Origin of the sequence: Burkholderia sp. TSV86, assembly GCF_001522865.1 — a bacterium.
Lineage (GTDB): Bacteria > Pseudomonadota > Gammaproteobacteria > Burkholderiales > Burkholderiaceae > Burkholderia.
The window spans coordinates 44,294-63,014 of record NZ_LOWB01000073.1 but is presented as its reverse complement, the minus strand read 5'-3'; the positions used below and the strand labels follow the sequence as shown (position 1 = coordinate 63,014).

Genomic DNA, 18,721 nt, shown 5'->3' with positions numbered 1-18,721 from the left:
GCGCCGGGGCGGACTCAATGCAGCCGGATGCTCGGCAGGTGAATCCCGCCCGGCGACGGCGGCACCACCTGCTGCGGCGGCACCTGCGTCGCGCTGGCCGGGTTCGGCTCAGCCGCGGCCGGTGCGGACGCGGCCTGCGCCGGCTCGGCACCGGACGCCGCCGTCGCGGCACCCGCGGCGGCCGCGCCGTCGTCCGGCATATCGTACTTCGGCAGCGCCTGGTCACCATAGTTCGGCAGGTCGGCCTGCGCGTTGCCGCCGATCAGCAACTGACGGCGCTGCAGGTACGCATTGCGCACGAACGAATATTTGTCGATGGCGGCCGCATTGAGCACGTCGCCCGCGCCGAGCAGGTTCGCGCGCGTATTGACGAGGTTCAAGCCAAACAGCCCCCAGCTCACCGAATTCGGGCTCACGTAGGTGAGCGGGTTGCCCGCGTAATCGACCGCGAGGCCCGCCGTGTCGCGCACCGTGCTCGAGCCGAGGAACGGCAGCACGAGGTACGGGCCGCTCGGCACACCGTAATGGCCGAGCGTCACGCCGAAGTCGTTCGTGTGCTTCGGCAGCTTTGCGAGCGTCGCGACGTCAAACAGGCCGCCGACGCCGAACACCGTGTTGATCACGACGCGCATGATGTCGCCGACGCCGTCGGCGATTTTCAACTGCACGATATTGTTCGCGGCGATATAGACGTCGCCGATATTCGAGAAGAAATTGGTCACGCTGTCGCGCACCGGCTGCGGCACCGCCCACTGGTAACCGCGCGCGACGGGCTTGAGCGCATAGGTATCGACCGTGTCGTTGAACTTGTACATCGTCCGGTTGAAGCCTTCGAAAGGATCGCCTTTCGTGGGCGTTTGCACCGTCGCGCAGCCGCTCAATGCCGCCGCGGCCGTGAGCGTCAGCATTGCGTGGCTGATGCGAATCGTCTGCATGATGTTCTTTCCCTCGCGTTTTCTATCGTCTGTCACCGGCTCGGCGCGCCGCACGCTCAATGCGCGGGGGCGCCCGACGCGGCGGCCGCGCCTGATGCCGCGGCCGGCTTCGAGCCGCCCGCGTCCGCCGCCTTGCTGTATAGGAACTGGCCGATCAGGTTCTCGAGCACGATTGCCGATTGCGTCATCGTAATCGTGTCGCCGGATTTCAGCATTTCCGTGTCGCCGCCAGGCTCGAGGCCGATGTACTGCTCGCCGAGCAGCCCGGACGTCAGGATCTTCGCCGACGAATCTTTCGGAAACTGATACTGCTTATCGAGATCGATCGTCACGAGCGCCTGATAGGTGTTCGAATCGAAGCCGATCGAGCCGACCCGGCCGACCACCACGCCCGCGCTCTTGACCGCCGCGCGCGGCTTCAGCCCGCCGATGTTGTCGAATTTCATCTTCACTGTATAAGTCGGCTGAAACGACAGCGAACTCATGTTGCCGACCTTCAGCGCGAGGAACAGCAGCGCGAGAAAGCCCAACACCACGAAGAGGCCGACCCAGAAGTCGAGAGCAGTCTTTTTCATCGTCATCCCAAAAAGGCTTAGCTGAACATCAACGCGGTCAGCAGGAAATCGAGGCCGAGCACGGCAAGCGACGCGTACACGACGGTCTTGGTCGTCGCGCGCGACACGCCTTCGGGCGTCGGCTTCGCTTCGTACCCTTGAAACAGCGCAATAAACGTGACGGCAAAACCGAACACGACGCTCTTGAGCACGCCGTTGCCGACGTCCGCCCATATCGCGACGCCGCCCTGCATCTGCGACCAGAACGCGCCGGAATCGACGCCGATCAGCAGCACGCCGACGACGTAGCCGCCAAGCACGCCGACCGCGCTGAAGATCGCCGCGAGCAGCGGCATCGCGATCACGCCCGCCCACATCCGCGGCGCGATCACGTTCTTCAGCGGATCGATCGCCATCATTTCGAGCGCGGTCAGTTGCTCGCCCGCCTTCATCAGGCCGATTTCGGCCGTCAGCGACGTGCCCGCGCGGCCGGCGAACAGCAGCGCCGACACCACCGGGCCAAGCTCGCGCACGAGCGACAGCGCGACGAGCAGGCCGAGCGCCTGCTCGGAGCCGTAGCGGTTCAGCGTGTAATAGCCCTGCAGCCCGAGCACGAAGCCGACGAACAGCCCCGACACGGCGATGATCACGAACGAATAATTGCCGAGAAAGTGAATCTGCTTCGTGACCAGCCGCGGCCTTTTCAGCAACGAGAAGAATTCGAGCACGACGCGCACGAACATCCGGCTCGCGTAGCCCGTGCGCTCGAGTCCGCCGATCACGAAACGTCCGATCGCGCTGATCATCCGCGCCCTCCGCCTAGTCCGAAGTCCGCCGCGAGCGGCTGGCTCATGTAGTGAAATTTGAACGGGCCGTCCGGCGCGCCGTCGATGAATTGGCGCACGCTCGGCTCGGTCGACGCGCGCAGCTCGTCCGGCGTGCCCTCGGCCAGAACGCCGCCGTTCGCGAGGAAATACACGTAATCGGCGATCGCGAACGATTCCGGCACGTCGTGCGTGACGAGGATCGACGTCGCGCCGAGCGCCTGATTCAGCGTGCGGATCAGGTTCGCGGTGATGCCGAGCGAAATCGGATCGAGCCCCGCGAACGGCTCGTCGTACATGATGAGCTGCGGATCGAGCGCGATCGCACGCGCAAGCGCGATACGCCGCGCCATCCCGCCCGACACCTCGGACGGCATCAGATCGCGCGCGCCGCGCAGGCCGACCGCGTTGAGCTTCATCAGCACGAGATCGCGGATCAACGCTTCGGGCAAATCGGTGTGCTCGCGCAGCGCGAACGCGACGTTGTCGAACACCGACATGTCGGTAAACAGCGCACCGAACTGGAACAACATTCCCATCTTGCGGCGCAGCGTATAAAGGCCGTCGCGCGTTTGCGCGCCGACGTCGTCGCCGTCGAACAGCACCTGGCCGCGGCGCGCGCGCACGAGCCCGCCGATCAGGCGCAGCACGGTCGTCTTGCCACAGCCGGAACCGCCCATCACCGCGACCACTTGGCCGCGCGCGAAGCGCATGTTCAGGTTCGACAGCACAAGACGATCGCCGTAGCCGAAATCGACGTCGCGAAGCTCTAGCAGGGACTCGGAGAAGGAGGCGCTCACGGAGCTGACATTCCTGTTACGCGGAACGTCGAATTATAGGGCCTGCACCGGAATGTTGTTGCGACGCCCCCTGCGGGCCAGTCAGAGATTGTCAAATTGACCGGCAAATACCTTTTGCATTGCAATAATTGCCGATCGATAGTCGGCCGCGCCGGTGACCGCGCTGACGACCGCCGCACTGCCCACCCCCGTCGCGAGCACGGCCGCGAGCGTGTCGACGGTGATCCCGCCGATCGCGACGAGCGGCGCGCGCCCGGTGGCGATGCGCGCATAGCGCGCGATGCGCGCGAGCCCTTGCGGCGGCGCGGCATCGGCTTTGGTGCGGGTCGCGAATACCGGGCCGAGCGCGAGATAGCTCGGCTTGGCGTGCAACGCGACGAGCATTTCGTAGTAGCCGTGACTCGACAGCCCAAGCCGCGCGCCCGCATGCGCGATCGCGGCCAGATCGGCGGTTTCGAGATCCTCCTGGCCAAGGTGGACACCGTAGGCGCCCGCCTCGAGCGCAAGCCGCCAATGATCGTTGATGAACAGGCGCGCCTGCGGATAGCGGCGGCTCGCGGCGACGGCACGCTCGATTTCCGCGCGCAGCCTGTCGGGCGCCGCCCCCTTCACGCGCAACTGAACGGTCGTCACGCCGCAATCGAGCACCCTTTCGACCCAGTCGGCGCTCGGCAGCACCGCGTAGAGGCCCAGCCGCTCCGGGCATGGCGGAAAACCGGGCGCGGGTGCGGCCGGCGCGCTCAACGCGTGCGGCAGGCGCGCGAAATCCGTCGGCCATGGCGGGAGGTTGCCGTCAGCATGCGCGGCTGTGCCGGGGCGGCAAGGATCGGCGCAATCCGTGCCGCTACCGCGCGCTTCGCTGCGATTTACGCCCATGCCACGCCCGCGCGTGCCGCCGCCAAGCGGGCCGGCATCGCGCACCGCGCCCGCAGGGGCCCTGGCATCGCGCGCATCATCGCGATGCGCGCCGGCGCCGGCCGCCTCGTCGCCGTCGCGCCACGCAAGCGCGAGGACGAGCGCGTCGCGCATGTCGAGGCCGCAATCGATGAATGCGGCGAGCGCGGCGATCCAGTCGTCCGCGAGCGGCGCGCGCGAAGCGAGCGCGCAGTGCGAGCCGCCCGCATGGAGAGCCGCCGATGCATCATCGATCACGATCACGGCCGCCCCCGCCGCCGTCAGCCGCGCGAGAGACTCGCCGCGCGCGGCGGCGTCGCCCGCCGCCGCGACAACGACATCGCCCGCGCGCGGAGACTCGGGCGGCGCAAGGCAGATGCGCGCCGGCACGGTTGACGCGGGCCATACGCCGAGCCTCGCGCGAATCCGCTCGGCGGCTTCGGCAAGCTCGTCGGCGGGCGGCCAGAATATATCGGACAGAGCGGCGCTCATAGCCGGCCGCCCAGCGCATCGGTAAACCCGGCCGGGAACACCCCCGGCCGATCGGACGGCGTGGCGCGGATGCGCGTGCCGCGCCCCCCGTCGGCGGCCCTTCCCGCCGGCGTCCCCACCCCGCTAAATTGCGCCCCGCTCATACGCGCCCCCCATCCTGATGCCAAAACGGCATTCCGACGACGGGCGTGCTCGCATGCGCGGCCTCGCGCGGCTCCATTTGGCCCGCGAGATAAGCGGCGCGCCCCGCGTCGACGCCCAGCGCGAACGCGCGCGCCATGCTCTCCGGATGCGTGGCCTGTGACACCGCCGTATTGAGCAGCACGCCGTCGAACCCCCACTCCATCACCTGGCATGCGTGCGACGGCACGCCCAACCCTGCGTCGACGATCAGCGGCACGTCGGGCAGCCGCTCGCGCAACACGCGCAGCCCATACGGATTCACGATGCCCTTGCCGGTGCCGATCGGCGCGCCCCACGGCATCAGCACCTCGCAACCGGCGTCGAGCAGACGCCGGCCGATCACGAGATCCTCGGTGCAGTACGGCAATACCTTGAAGCCGTCCTTCACGAGCAGCGTCGCGGCCTCGACCAGGCCGACCGGGTCCGGCTGCAACGTGTAATCGTCGCCGATCAGTTCGAGCTTGATCCAATCGGTGTCGAATATCTCGCGCGCCATCTGCGCGGTGGTCACCGCCTCGGCAACCGTTTGGCAGCCGGCGGTGTTCGGCAGCAGCGGCACGCGATGCTGCTTGAGCAGCTCGAAGAAACCGGCCTCGGCCGTGCCGGCGCTCATTTGCCGGCGCAGCGCGAGCGTCACCATGCCCGGCCGCGCGGCCGCGATTGAATCGGACAGCGATTGCAGCGACGGATAGCGCGACGTGCCAAGCAGCACGCGGCTCGCGAGGGTTTTGCCGTAAAGCGTGAGCGTGTCGGCGCAAGGAATGGAGGTCATCGAAGCATCCTTGGTTGAAACTGAAGCCGCGGCCAAAGCAGCCGTCAAGCGGCGAATCGATCGTCAAATCGGGCGGTGCGGGCCATGCGCGGGCGCGACGGCATCAGCCGCCCGCCACCGGATGCACGACGTCGAGCTTGTCGCCCGCCGCGAGTGCACGCGTGGCGTGCTCCGAGCGCGCGACGAACGCGCCGTTCAGCGCAACCGCATAGGGCGGGCGCGCACCGTATGCGGCGAGCGCATCGGCGATCGTCGCGCCGCCGGGCAGTGTCAGCGTCTGCTGATTGATCTGGAAACTGATCGGATTGTCCATCGTGTCGCAATCTTCTTTGCCGTAGCATCTGTCAGGTTCGTCACGGGCTCGCGTGGCTCGATCCGCGCGCCGCTCACGCCGGCTGACGCGCGGCGCCGAGGCGCAGCAGCGCAGGCCAGCGCGCATCGGCGCGCCAGGCGGCAAACGTGTCGGCATCGTTGACCGTTCGCTCGAGCAGCGCCTGTGCAAAGCAGGCCGCGGTATCGGCAACCTCCGGCGCAATCATGAAGCCGTGCCGGTAAAGCCCGTTGACCGCGAGCGTCGCGCCGCCATGCCAAACGAGCGCCGGCCGGTGATCGGGCAGCGTCGGGCGGCACTGCGCATTCAATTCGAGGATGCGCGCCTCGCCAAACGCCGGATGCACCGAAAACGCAGCGCTCAGCAGTTCGAGCGCGGAGCGCACGCTAACGGGCGACATGTCCTCGCCTTCGATCTCGGTCGCGCCGATCACGTACAAATCGTGCTCTTTCGGCGCGACGTAAAGCGGATAGCGCGGATGCAGAAGCCTGACCGGACGCGTGAGCCCGATGCCCGGCGCGTGCACGCGCGCGACTTCGCCGCGAATTCCCCGCAGCGCCGGCCATTGCGCTTTCGCGCCGAGCCCGCGGCAGTCGATCGTGACGCGTGCGGCGCACGGCGCATGCGCTTCGACAACGGCATGCCAGTGCACGTCGACGCCGCGCTCGTCGAGGCCCGCCGCGAGCGCGTGCAGCGCCTGGCGGTTATCGAGTTGGCCTTCGCGCTGCAACAGCAGGCCGTGCGCGAAGCGCCCCGCGAGCGCCGGCTCCGTCGCGCCAATCTGCGCAGCCGTGAGCGGCACGAGGCCGCCGTCGAGCAAGTCGGCCCGCGCGTTCGCGCGCACGCGGCGCTCGAAAAGCGGCGCTTCCGCGCGATCCGCGTGATGCCAAACGATAAGTGTGCCGTTGCGCTGAAAAAAAACCGGCTCTGGCAACTCGGCAAGCCAGCGCGGCCAACGGTCGAGCGATGCCGCGCCCAGATCGGTGATGAAACGCTCGGCGCTCGCCGCCTCGGCAAGCGGCGCGAGCATCGCCGCGGCCACCCACGCGGCAGACGCGGCGCCGGCTGCGTCGCCGCGCTCGTACAGCGAGACGCGGTGCCCGGCGAGTGCGAGACGCCATGCGATCAAACGGCCGACCAGGCCGCCACCCAGCACGGCGAAATCCGGTTCGGCTGCGTGCAGGCTCATCGCGCCCGTCCGTCGAACATGTTACGACGAAGCCGCTGCGGCGCCGGCGCGCCGGCCGCGAGTATGCGAGCGGCCGATAGCAGGCTGCCGCGCCAAAGAACTGAAGAATGAACACTCATCGATTCCATCCGCCACGCGCGAACGCGTATTCAAAAGGACGAAACCGGCGAAAGAGGCCGGCCGCAACCGTACTGTGCACGTTGCACGCGATCGCGCCCGGATCGGGCGGCGGCAAGAAAACGGGCCGGCGGGATCGGAAACTTCCCGCGCCGGTATTATCCGGATCGGGTGCGAAGGGACTCTCTCAGCCTCGTTGCGCGTATACCCAAGCCGATCGGCCGGGTCGCGGCGCACGAAGCACCCCTGTTTCGTCGTCGGCCATTAGACCATAAAAGCGCAAACGGCGGCAAACCGGGCATGCCCGCCCATTCGCGCGCCGCGTGCGAGGCTGGCACAATGCGCGTGATCGCCGCGTCGGCCGGCGAATCGCGCGCACCGCTCGACGGGCATCGCCCACGGCGCGGGCCGGCGCGATCGGCACCGCGCGCATCGAACGGCTCACGCATCATCGCGCGCCGTTCTAGCGTTCTAGATTAAGCGCCGTTTAAGACGCCGCCGACAGAATTCGCCGCACGCCAACAGTCGCAAGCCGTGCGCCGCGACGCCAGCAACGTCAGATCAGAAAGCACATGACTCAGCCACCCTCGTCCGCCGTCTCGCATCCGGCCAATCCGTCACCGGACGGACACGGCAAGATTTCCGCCTGGAGTCTCATCAAGCCCTATTGGGTTGGCGACGAATGGAAGACAGCGTGGGGGCTGCTCGTCACGATCATCGTGATCAACCTGACGATCGTCTGGATCAACGTGCGGATCAACGCGTGGAACACCACGTTCTACGATGCGCTGCAATCAAAGGACGTGCACGACTTCCCCCGCTTGCTGGGCACATTCACGGCGCTGGCGTTCGGCTACGTGATCCTCACCGTCTACGGCCTCTATCTGCGTCAGATGCTTGGTTTTCGCTGGCGCCAGTGGCTGACGTCGCGCTATCTGCACGACTGGCTCGGCAAGCGCAATTTCTACCGCATCGAGCGCGACCGCCTCGCGGACAACCCGGACCAGCGGATCGCCGACGACTTGCAAGCGCTCGCGTCGACGACGCTGTCGCTGTCGCTCGGCCTGCTGTCGACGGTGGTCACGCTGATCACGTTCATCACGGTGCTGAAGACGATCGCGGGCGCGGCCACGTTCTCGTTCAACGGTCACGTGATCACGATCCCGAACTACATGGTGTGGGCGGCGCTGATCTACGCAATCGCCGGCTCTTACGTGATACACCGGTTCGGCTACCCACTCGTGTCGATCAACTACCAGCAGCAACGCGTCGAGGCGGATTTCCGCTTCGGCCTGATCCGCATCCGCGAGAACACCGAGCAGATCGCGTTCTACAACGGCGAGCCGACCGAAACCGAGCATGCGCAAAACCTCTTTCAGCGGATTCGCGACAACTGGTGGCGCGTGATGCAGTACACGAAGCGTCTGACGTTCGTGTCGAGTGTCTATGGGCAGATCGCGCTGATCTTTCCGATCGCGGTCGCGGCGCCCCGCTATTTCGCCGGCGCATTCTCGTTCGGCGTGGTGATGCGCATCATCGACGCATTCGGCAACGTCAGCGATTCGTTCTCGTGGTTCATCGGCAATTACGGCACGCTCGTCGAATGGCGGGCAACCGTCAACCGTCTGAGCGAGTTCAAGCGGGTGATGGATGCGTCGCATCTGAAGGAATCGCTGTCCCCCGCCACCGAGCACGGCGGCATCAATCTGCATTATGTCGACGCGAACGCGTTGACGACAGCGCACCTCAAGCTCGCGCTGCCGGACGGCACGCCGCTCGCGTCGATCGGCAGCGTGACGATCGAGCCCGGCTCGCGCTGGCTCGTGCGCGGGCCGTCCGGCTCCGGCAAAAGCACGCTGATGCGCGCACTCGCGGGCCTCTGGCCATTCGGCGACGGCGCGATCGACGCGCCCGTCGGCGCGCGGATGATGTTCGTGCCGCAGCAGAGCTATCTGCCGATCGGCACGCTGAAGGCGGCGCTCGCCTACCCGTCGGCCGCCGATGCGTTCAGCGACGACGCGTGCCGCGACGCGCTCGCCACATGCGGCCTCGCCGGCTACGCGGCGCGCCTCGAAGAAACCGGCCACTGGACGCGCATGTTGTCGCCGGGCGAGCAGCAGCGTCTCGCGGGCGCGCGGGTGCTGTTGCACCAGCCGGACTATCTGTTCCTCGACGAAGCCACGAGCGCGCTCGACGACGACAACGAAGAACGCCTATACCGGCTTTTCAACGAACGGCTGCCAAACACGGCAATCGTCAGCATCGCGCATCGCAAGTCGCTCGCGGTATTTCATCGGCAAACGCTCGATATACGCCGCGACGATACGCGCGCGGCAGCTTGAAAAACCGTCGCGGCGCGACGCATCATCGATGCGTTGCCGCGGCGACGCGATGTGTCGGCGTGACGAAGCAGCGCAGCCGGCCGCCATCGTCAGCGCGCGGAGCCGGAGCCGAGCGGCCCGCCGGCCCGCTGCGCGCCGTGCGCATGCGCGTTGACACCGCGTCCGGCCGCGGATTCGTCGGCGGGCATCCCGCCTCGGGGCAATGGCCCATGCTCGCCCCACACGTCGTTGGGCAACACGTGTTCGAGCGCGGGAATCGTCTTGCGCGTGAAAACCGGCTCGGCCACGCCCGCCGCACGCTGCCGCTGATAATCGCGCCACGCGGCAAGCGCGTGCTTGCCGAGCGCGAGAATCGCGAGCAGGTTGATCAGCGCCATGATGCCCATGCTGGTATCGGCCATCGCCCACACCAGCGGCAGCTCGCCGACGCTGCCGAACATCACCATTGCGAGCACCGCGACGCGAAACACCACCAGTACGCCGCGCCGCTGCGCGACGAATTCGACGTTACCTTCCGCATACGCGTAATTGCCGATCACCGACGAGAACGCGAGAAAAAAGATCGCCACCGCCATATAAATGCCGCCCCAATCGCCGACGTGGCTCGAGATCGCACGCTGCGTGAGCGCCGCGCCTTCCATCGACGAACCCGGCACATACTGCCCGGACAGCAGGATCACGAACGCGGTCGCGCTGCAAATCACGATCGTATCGACGAATACGCCGAGCATCTGGATCAGCCCCTGCGTAACCGGATGCCGCGTGCTCGCGGTTGCCGCCGCATTCGGCGCGCTGCCCATCCCCGCTTCGTTCGAAAACAGGCCGCGCTTCACCCCGATCGCGACCGCCTGGCTCACCGCATAGCCCGCGAGGCCGCCCGTCGCCTGCTCGAAACCGAATGCGCTTTTCACGATCAGCGCGATCATCTGCGGCACGAGCGCAACGTGCGTGGCGACCGCATAGACGGCGAGCGCAAGGTAGCCGATCGCCATGACGGGCACGATCACCTGCGCGACGTGCGCAATCCGGCGGATGCCGCCGAAGATGATCGGCGCCGTCAGCGCAACGAGACCGAGACCGACCGCCGCGCGGCTGAAGCCGAACGACGTATGGAACGCGTCGGCGATCGCGTTCGCCTGCACCGCGTTGAACACGAAGCCAAAAGCAAGCACCAGCGACAGCGAAAACAGCACGCCCAGGCCGCGCGAGCGCAGCCCAATCTGGATGTAGTACGCCGGGCCGCCGCGATAGGTGCCGTCATGGTGAGACACCTTGAAGATTTGCGCGAGCGTGGCTTCGACGAACGCCGACGACATCCCGATCAGCGCAGTCACCCACATCCAGAAAATCGCGCCGGGGCCGCCGAGCGTTATCGCCACCGCCACGCCCGCGATATTGCCGGTGCCCACACGGCTCGCCAGCCCGGTGGCAAACGCCTGAAACGACGAAATGCTGCCCGGCTCGCCCTTACTGCCGACCACGCGCATGCTGAGCAGCAGCGCGCGTAACTGAATCATCCTGAAGCGCAGCGTGAACCACGCGCCTGCGCCGAGCAGCAACGCGATCAGCACGTAGCTCCAGAGAATGCCGTTGATCCCGTTGATCAACGTGCCCGCCATACCGTCCATCGTCGGCCTCCTTGTTGGGGTCAAACCATTGCTTACCCGACCGGAAGCCGGCCGAAGCGCGTCATGATATGACAAGTCGGCCTGGATATTACGAAATAGAAATATTTGAATGGAAAACGAAAGAAATCGCCGTGACGCGCGCCGGCGGACAATGCGCGCGGCCGCCATCTGCCGGCGCACGCCACGGCGGGCGCAAAAAAACCGGGCGTCCCCGCAAGGACGCCCGGCTCTCACGCGAACACGATGCCGCCGCCTCGATCAACGCGGCAGTTCCGAATGCCCCATCAAATATGCGTCGACCGACCGCGCGCACTGACGGCCTTCGCGGATTGCCCACACCACGAGCGACTGACCCCGGCGCATATCGCCCGCGGCAAACACCTTGTCGACCGACGTGTAATACGCGCGATCGCCTTCGGTGCCCGCACGCGCGTTGCCGCGCGCATCCTTCGCGACGCCAAACGCGTCCAGCACGGGCGCGGCCGGTTGCGTGAAGCCCATCGCGAGCAGCACCAAATCGGCCTTGATCTCGAATTCGGAGCCCGGCACTTCCTGCATCTTGCCGTCCTTCCATTCGACGCGCGCCGCGATCAGCTTCTCGACCTTGCCGTTCTTGCCTTCGAAACGCTTCGTCGCGACCGCCCAATCGCGTTCGCAGCCCTCCTTGTGCGACGACGACGTGCGCAGCTTGACCGGCCAATACGGCCACACGAGCGGCTTGTTCTCCAGCTCGGGCGGCTGCGGCAGCAACTCGAACTGCGTGACGCGCTTCGCGCCGTGCCGGTTCGACGTGCCGACGCAGTCGGAACCCGTATCGCCGCCGCCGATCACGACGACGTGCTTGCCCTTCGCGGTGAGCTGGTCGACAACCTTGTCGCCCGCGTTGACCTTGTTCTGTTGCGGCAGGAACTCCATCGCGAAATGGATACCCGCAAGCTCGCGCCCCGGCGCCGGCAGATCGCGCGGCGTCTCCGAGCCACCCGCGATCACGACCGCGTCGAACTCGTCCTTCAGCGTATCGGGCGACACGGTTTGCTGCGCCGCGTTGCCAATCGTCTCGGGCAACGGCTCGCGGCCGATGAACACGCCGGTACGGAACGTCACGCCTTCTGCTTCCATCTGGCGCATCCGGCGGTCGATCAGCCACTTTTCGAGCTTGAAGTCGGGGATGCCGTAGCGCAACAGGCCGCCGATCCGGTCGTTCTTCTCGAACACCGTCACGTCGTGGCCCGCGCGCGCGAGTTGCTGCGCGGCCGCCAAGCCCGCGGGACCGGAGCCGACGATCGCAACCTTCTTGCCCGTCTTGTGCGTGGCGGGCTGCGGCTGAACCCAGCCCTGTGCCCATGCCTTGTCGATGATCGCGTGTTCGATCGACTTGATGCCGACCGGATCGTTGTTGATGCCGAGCGTGCACGCCGCCTCGCACGGCGCGGGGCAGATGCGGCCCGTGAACTCGGGAAAGTTGTTCGTCGAGTGCAGCACATCGATCGCGTGCCGCCAGTCCTGCCGGTAAACGAGATCGTTGAAGTCCGGAATGATGTTGTTGACCGGACAGCCGTTATTGCAGAACGGAATCCCGCAATCCATGCAGCGCGCGCCCTGGATCTTCGCATCGTCATCGGCGAGCGCGGCGACGAATTCCTTGTAATGCTTGACGCGCGTGAGCGGCGCTTCATACGCCTCGTGACGGCGTTCGTACTCCAGAAAACCGGTGATCTTGCCCATGGGGTTCTCTTCTGAATCGATTGTGATCGGTAACGGCGACCGCACCCGCCGCTCAGGCAGGCCCGTTCGCCAAGTCGTCGAGCCGCCCGGCGCCCGGCCGGGCCGCACCGGGCCGCGTCAGGCGGCGAGCACCTCGCCCGCCTTCTTCTTTGCGCCGATTTCGCCGAGCGCGCGCTTGTATTCGTGCGGGAACACTTTCACGAATTGGCGGCGCGCGGCGTCCCAGTTCTCCAGCATCGATTTCGCGCGCGGCGAACCGGTGAACTGGAAGTGACGCTCGACCAACCCCTTGAGCAACGCTTCGTCCGCCACGCCCGCATGCCAGAGCGCGGGATCGACGGTGCGCTCCTGCTCGGCCTGCGGCAGCACCGGATCGAGCGCGACCATCGCCTTGTTGCATTTGGTCGCGAACGTGCCGTCCGGGTCGTACACATACGCGACGCCGCCCGACATGCCGGCCGCGAAGTTGCGCCCCGTCTCGCCGAGCACGACGACCGTGCCGCCCGTCATGTATTCGCAGCCGTGATCGCCCGTACCCTCGACCACCGCCGTCGCGCCCGAGTTGCGCACGCAGAAGCGCTCGCCCGCGACGCCGCGAAAGAACGCCTCGCCTTCGAGCGCGCCGTACATCACCGTATTGCCGCAGATGATGTTTTCCTCGGACTTGCCGCGAAAATCGTTGGTCGGGCGGATGATGATCCGGCCGCCCGACAACCCCTTGCCGACGTAGTCGTTGCCGTCGCCGACAAGATCGAGCGTCACGCCCCGGGCGAGGAACGCACCGAAGCTCTGGCCGGCCGTGCCCTTCAGCTGGATATGCACCGCGTCGTCGGCAAGGCCGTCGTGGCCGTGCCGCTTCGCGATCACGCCCGAGAGCATCGCGCCGACCGTGCGGTTCACGTTGCGCACCGGCTGGATGAACGACACGTGCTCGCCCTTCTCGATCGCGGCCTTCGCCTTTTCGATCAGCGTGTGATCGAGCGCGCGCTCGAGGCCGTGATCCTGCGTGTCGACGTGGCGGCGCGCAACGCCTTCACAGCCTTCGGGCTGGTGGAACACGCGCGAGAAGTCGAGCCCCTTCGCCTTCCAGTGCTCGACGCCCTTGCGCATGTCGAGCAGATCCGCGCGGCCGATCAGATCGTCGAACTTCGCGATGCCGAGTTGCGCCATCAGCTCGCGCGCTTCCTCGGCGACGAAGAAGAAATAGTTGACGACGTGCTCGGGCTGGCCCGAGAACTTCGCGCGCAACACCGGATCTTGCGTTGCGACGCCGACCGGGCACGTGTTCAGGTGGCACTTGCGCATCATGATGCAGCCCTCGACGACGAGCGGCGCCGTCGCGAAGCCGAACTCGTCCGCGCCGAGCAGCGCGCCGATCACGATATCGCGGCCGGTCTTCATCTGGCCGTCGGCCTGCACGCGGATGCGCCCGCGCAGCCGGTTCAGCACGAGCGTCTGCTGCGTCTCGGCGAGGCCGAGTTCCCACGGCGTGCCCGCGTGCTTGACCGACGACAGCGGCGACGCGCCCGTGCCGCCGTCATGGCCGGCGATCACCACATGATCGGCCTTCGCCTTCGCGACGCCCGCCGCGACCGTGCCCACGCCGACCTCCGACACGAGCTTCACCGAAATGCTCGCCGCCGGGTTGACGTTCTTCAGGTCGTGGATCAGTTGCGCGAGATCCTCGATCGAATAGATGTCGTGGTGCGGCGGCGGCGAGATGAGGCCCACGCCCGGCACCGAGTAACGCAGCTTGCCGATGTACTCGGACACCTTGTGGCCCGGCAACTGGCCGCCCTCGCCCGGCTTCGCGCCCTGCGCCATCTTGATCTGGATCTGGTCCGCCGACGCGAGATACTCGGCCGTCACGCCGAAGCGGCCCGACGCGACCTGCTTGATCTTCGAGCGCAGCGAATCGCCTTCCTTGAGCGCGATGTCGCGCACGATCTCGTCGCCGATCACCGATTTCAGCGTGTCGCCGGCCTTGATCGGAATGCCGCGCAGCTCGTTGCGGTAACGGTTTTCGTCCTCGCCGCCCTCGCCGGTGTTCGACTTGCCGCCGATCCGGTTCATCGCGATCGCAAGCGTCGTGTGCGCTTCGGTGCTGATCGAGCCGAGCGACATCGCGCCCGTCGCGAAGCGCTTGACGATCTCCTTGGCCGGTTCGACCTCGTCGATCGGGATCGCCTTCGCCGGATCGACCTTGAATTCGAACAGACCGCGCAGCGTCATGTGGCGCTTGGTCTGATCGTTGATCAGATTCGCGTATTCCTTATATGTTTGATACGAATTGCTGCGCGTCGAGTGTTGGAGCTTGGCGATCGTGTCGGGCGTCCACATGTGGTCTTCGCCGCGCACGCGGAACGCATATTCGCCGCCCGCGTCGAGCATGTCGGCCAGCAGCGGGTTTTCGCCGAACGCGTCGCGATGCAGGCGGATCGCCTCCTCGGCCACTTCGAACAAGCCAATGCCGCCGACCTTCGACGCCGTGCCCTTGAAGTACTTCTCGACCAGATCGCTCGACAGGCCGAGCGCCTCGAAAATCTGCGCGCCGGTGTACGACATGTACGTGGAGATGCCCATCTTCGACATCACCTTCTGCAGCCCCTTGCCGATCGCCTTCGTGAAGTTGTAGATCGCCTTGTCCGGCGACAGGTCGCCCGGCAGCCCGTCGGCCATCTGCGCGAGCGTCTCCATCGCGAGATACGGATGCACGGCTTCCGCGCCATAGCCCGCGAGCAGCGCGAAATGGTGCGTCTCGCGCGCGGAGCCTGTCTCGACCACCAGCCCGGTGCTCGTGCGCAGCCCCTGCCGGACGAGATGCGTGTGGATCGCCGAGGTCGCGAGCAGCGCGGGAATCGCGACGTGCTCGGCGTCCAGCTTGCGATCGGACACGATCAGGATGTTGTAGCCCGACTTCACCGCGTCGACGGCCTCCGCGCACAGCGACGCGAGCCGCGCCTCGATCCCTTCCTTGCCCCACGCGACCGGATAGCAGATGTTCAGCTCGTAGGCGCTGAACTTTCCGCCCGTGTACCGCTCGATCGAGCGGATCTTCGCGATGTCCTTGAAGTCGAGCACCGGCTGCGACACTTCGAGACGCATCGGCGGGTTGATGTTGTTCGTGTCGAGCAGATTCGGCTTCGGCCCGATGAACGACACGAGCGACATCACCATGTTCTCGCGGATCGGATCGATCGGCGGGTTCGTCACCTGCGCGAACAGCTGCTTGAAATAGTGATAGAGCGTCTTGTTCTTGTTCGACATCACCGCGAGCGGCGAATCGTTGCCCATCGAGCCGACCGCCTCCTCGCCCTGCTGCGCCATCGGCGCCATCAGGAACTTGACGTCCTCCTGCGTGTAGCCGAACGCCTGCTGGCGATCGAGCAGCGCCGCCGCCGCGCCGCGCTCGGCCGCGACGTCGTCGTCCTGCGGCTCGATCTCGTCGAGCTTGATGCGCACCGCATCGATCCAGCTCTTGTACGGCTTGGCGTTCGCGAGGTTGTCTTTCAGTTCCTTGTCGTCGATGATCCGGCCGTGCTCCATGTCGATCAGGAACATCTTGCCCGGCTGCAAGCGCCACTTCTTGACGATCTTCGATTCGGGAATCGGCAGCACGCCCGCTTCCGACGCCATGATCACGAAATCGTCGTCGGTAATGATGTAGCGCGCCGGGCGCAGCCCGTTGCGATCGAGCGTCGCGCCGATCTGGCGGCCGTCGGTGAACGCGATCGCGGCCGGGCCGTCCCACGGCTCCATCATCGCCGCGTGGTATTCGTAAAACGCGCGGCGGTTGTCGTCCATCAGCGTGTGCTGCTCCCACGCTTCCGGAATCATCATCATCACCGCATGCGCAAGCGGATAACCCGCCATCACGAGCAGTTCGAGGCAGTTGTCAAACGACGCGGTGTCCGACTGGCCCGGATAGATCAGCGGCCAGAGCTTCGGCAGATCGTCGCCGAGCACGTGGCTCGCGATCGCGCCGGTGCGCGCGTTCAGCCAATTCACGTTGCCCTTGACCGTGTTGATCTCGCCGTTATGCGCGATCAGCCGGTACGGGTGAGCGAGTTCCCACGCGGGGAACGTGTTCGTCGAGAAACGCTGGTGCACGAGCGCGAGCGCCGACACGACGCGCTCGTCCTGCAAATCGCGGTAGTAGACGCCGACCTGGTCGGCGAGCAGCAGCCCCTTATAGACGATCGTGCGCGCCGACATCGACGGCACGAAGTATTCCTTGCCGTGCTTGAGCTTGAGCGCCTGGATTCGGTGGCTCGCGGTCTTGCGGATCACGTAGAGCTTGCGCTCGAGCGCGTCCGTGACCATCACGTCCTTGCCGCGGCCGATGAAGATCTGGCGGATCACGGGCTCGGTCGCTTTCACCGCGGGCGAGATCGGCATCGAATGATCGACCGGCACGTCGCGCCAGCCGAGCACCACCTGGCCTTCCGCCTTCACCGTGCGCTCGAGCTCCTGCTCGCACGCGAGCCGCGACGCGTTCTCCTTCGGCAGAAAGATCATCCCGACACCGTATTCGCCGGTGGGCGGCAGCGTCACGCCCTGCCGCGCCATCTCCGCGCGATAAAACGCATCCGGAATCTGGATCAGGATGCCCGCGCCGTCGCCCATCAGCGGATCGGCGCCGACCGCGCCGCGGTGATCGAGATTCTCGAGAATCTTGAGCCCCTGCTCGATGATTTCGTGGCTCTTCTTGCCCTTGATATGCGCGACAAAGCCGACGCCGCACGCGTCGTGCTCGTTTTGCGGATCGTAGAGACCTTGCGCGGCAGAAAGCGCGCTCGTCGGCTCTTGATGGTCGTTCATGGGGACACCGTTCGAAAGGGGCCTCGCGGCCGTTTAACCGTTTTGCTTGATCGCCCGTCGTCCCCCTTCGTGTGGATCGCGACGTGGCCGGCCGGGGCAGGAGCGGGTGTGTCCGGGACCGCCGGAATTCGGAATATACGCGACGAATCAATGGAATAGCAAATAAATTCCGATTATTTGACCCCAATTATCATCTTGGTGCGCGATCATTCTTTTTTATTGGGGATGCATCAAGATGGGGCAAAAATTTGAGCGGCATTCTCGCCTGCCGCTCATCGACCACCCGCCGGCTACGGTTACTGGACGGGCGGCGTATTCTCCCGCACCTTGCGAGGCCGTCCGCGCGGCAGCGGCGACACGCGCCGGTTCGCGGTGCGCGCCGCCCATTCGCGATAGGTCTCGCCGCCAAGCACCCAGCCCTTGAGGGTCGCCTGCTGGAGCTGATCGGCCTGCCGCTCGTCGAGCGGCTGCTCGCACAACTCTTTGTACGCGCGCTGACGCTCGAACGGCGTGTTGCCGAGCGCCCAGTAGAGCGGATGGTCGGTGATCAGGCTGTCGACGGTCAGCCCGATGTGATGCCGGTAGCTGGACCAGCGGTACGCGTCGGCGCTCGTCACGAGCTGCGCGCGTACCGGGCTCAGCTCGACAACGCGGCTCGCCAGCAGAAAATAGCGCTCGCCCTCGATCACCGTCGCGCGATAGCGCCCTTCCCAGAGCGTGCCGCGCCGCGAATAGCGCCGGTTGAAGTGTGCGACGTAGCGCCGGCCGACCGCCTGCATCGCCTTCGGCAGGCTGGACTCGTCGCTGGGCGTGACGAGCAGCTGGACCTGACGCGGCAACAGCACATAGGCATGCACCGCCAGGTGATGATCGCGCGCCGCCGCCTTCAGACAATCGATAAATAGTTCGTAATCCTGGTCGTCGACGAACGCCGGTTGCTGATCGAGGCCGCGCAATATCACGTGCTGCGGCTGATCGGGAACGTAAAGTCGTGCTAGCCGTGCCATGCTGAATGTCCGTTTGATCGCGTTAGGAAATACCCGAAGGCTCACATTGGTGCATCCGCGTAAACGCCCGCCGCGGCGCGGGAATGCGCACGATCGTGCGAATTTTA

General features: G+C 66.1%; 13 protein-coding genes and 1 riboswitch. Of the genes, 1 reads left to right on the top strand and 12 read right to left on the bottom strand.

All coding sequences use genetic code 11. The features are described 5' to 3' along the window. Nucleotides 1-14: 14 nt before the first annotated feature. From WS68_RS11725 to WS68_RS11690, 8 genes are all read right to left on the bottom strand, one after another. Complete coding sequence (locus WS68_RS11725; RefSeq protein ID WP_059570999.1) at nucleotides 15-935, bottom strand: MlaA family lipoprotein; 921 nt, start codon at nucleotides 933-935, stop codon at nucleotides 15-17. Between the two features lie 56 nt (nucleotides 936-991). After that, the gene (gene mlaD / locus WS68_RS11720) at nucleotides 992-1,516 is read right to left on the bottom strand and encodes an outer membrane lipid asymmetry maintenance protein MlaD (RefSeq protein ID WP_059570966.1); all 525 of its coding nucleotides are present in this window, start codon (nucleotides 1,514-1,516) and stop codon (nucleotides 992-994) included. An 11-nt stretch (nucleotides 1,517-1,527) separates the two neighbouring features. Next, nucleotides 1,528-2,295 (bottom strand): lipid asymmetry maintenance ABC transporter permease subunit MlaE, encoded by a 768-nt coding sequence (mlaE, locus tag WS68_RS11715; protein WP_059570965.1) that lies wholly within the window; start codon nucleotides 2,293-2,295, stop codon nucleotides 1,528-1,530. Beyond that, the gene (locus WS68_RS11710; RefSeq protein WP_059570964.1) at nucleotides 2,292-3,113 is read right to left on the bottom strand and encodes an ABC transporter ATP-binding protein; all 822 of its coding nucleotides are present in this window, start codon (nucleotides 3,111-3,113) and stop codon (nucleotides 2,292-2,294) included. Before WS68_RS11710 ends, mlaE begins: the two co-directional genes overlap by 4 nt. Before the next feature lie 81 nt (nucleotides 3,114-3,194). After that, on the bottom strand, nucleotides 3,195-4,499 hold the full coding sequence (thiE, locus tag WS68_RS28905; protein ID WP_231753000.1) for a thiamine phosphate synthase: 1,305 nt from the start codon (nucleotides 4,497-4,499) through the stop codon (nucleotides 3,195-3,197). Nucleotides 4,500-4,638: 139 nt separating this feature from the next. Next, on the bottom strand, nucleotides 4,639-5,454 hold the full coding sequence (locus WS68_RS11700) for a thiazole synthase (RefSeq protein WP_059570963.1): 816 nt from the start codon (nucleotides 5,452-5,454) through the stop codon (nucleotides 4,639-4,641). 103 nt (nucleotides 5,455-5,557) lie between these two features. Continuing rightward, nucleotides 5,558-5,755, bottom strand: coding sequence for a sulfur carrier protein ThiS (gene thiS / locus WS68_RS11695; RefSeq protein WP_156429477.1), 198 nt, complete (start codon nucleotides 5,753-5,755; stop codon nucleotides 5,558-5,560). Nucleotides 5,756-5,840: 85 nt separating this feature from the next. Further along, nucleotides 5,841-6,974, bottom strand: a complete 1,134-nt coding sequence (locus WS68_RS11690) for an FAD-dependent oxidoreductase (protein ID WP_059570961.1) — start codon at nucleotides 6,972-6,974, stop codon at nucleotides 5,841-5,843. A 244-nt stretch (nucleotides 6,975-7,218) separates the two neighbouring features. Further along, nucleotides 7,219-7,349, bottom strand: a riboswitch (TPP riboswitch). Nucleotides 7,350-7,663: 314 nt separating this feature from the next. Here WS68_RS11690 and WS68_RS11685 point away from each other — a divergent pair. Next, the gene (locus tag WS68_RS11685) at nucleotides 7,664-9,433 is read left to right on the top strand and encodes an ABC transporter ATP-binding protein/permease (RefSeq protein WP_059570960.1); all 1,770 of its coding nucleotides are present in this window, start codon (nucleotides 7,664-7,666) and stop codon (nucleotides 9,431-9,433) included. An 89-nt stretch (nucleotides 9,434-9,522) separates the two neighbouring features. On the opposite strand, the gene WS68_RS11680 is transcribed toward WS68_RS11685, so the two are convergent. The 4 genes from WS68_RS11680 to WS68_RS11665 form a co-directional block, all read right to left on the bottom strand. Continuing rightward, nucleotides 9,523-11,061: an alanine/glycine:cation symporter family protein gene (locus tag WS68_RS11680; RefSeq protein WP_059570959.1), complete on the bottom strand. Its 1,539-nt coding sequence runs from the start codon at nucleotides 11,059-11,061 to the stop codon at nucleotides 9,523-9,525. A gap of 258 nt (nucleotides 11,062-11,319) precedes the next feature. Beyond that, nucleotides 11,320-12,786, bottom strand: coding sequence for a glutamate synthase subunit beta (locus tag WS68_RS11675; RefSeq protein WP_059570958.1), 1,467 nt, complete (start codon nucleotides 12,784-12,786; stop codon nucleotides 11,320-11,322). Nucleotides 12,787-12,903: 117 nt separating this feature from the next. Then, nucleotides 12,904-17,607, bottom strand: a complete 4,704-nt coding sequence (locus tag WS68_RS11670; protein ID WP_059570957.1) for a glutamate synthase-related protein — start codon at nucleotides 17,605-17,607, stop codon at nucleotides 12,904-12,906. A 296-nt stretch (nucleotides 17,608-17,903) separates the two neighbouring features. Beyond that, a complete protein-coding gene (locus WS68_RS11665; protein ID WP_059512409.1) occupies nucleotides 17,904-18,614 on the bottom strand; it encodes a transposase in 711 nt (236 codons plus the stop codon). Nucleotides 18,615-18,721: the final 107 nt, after the last annotated feature.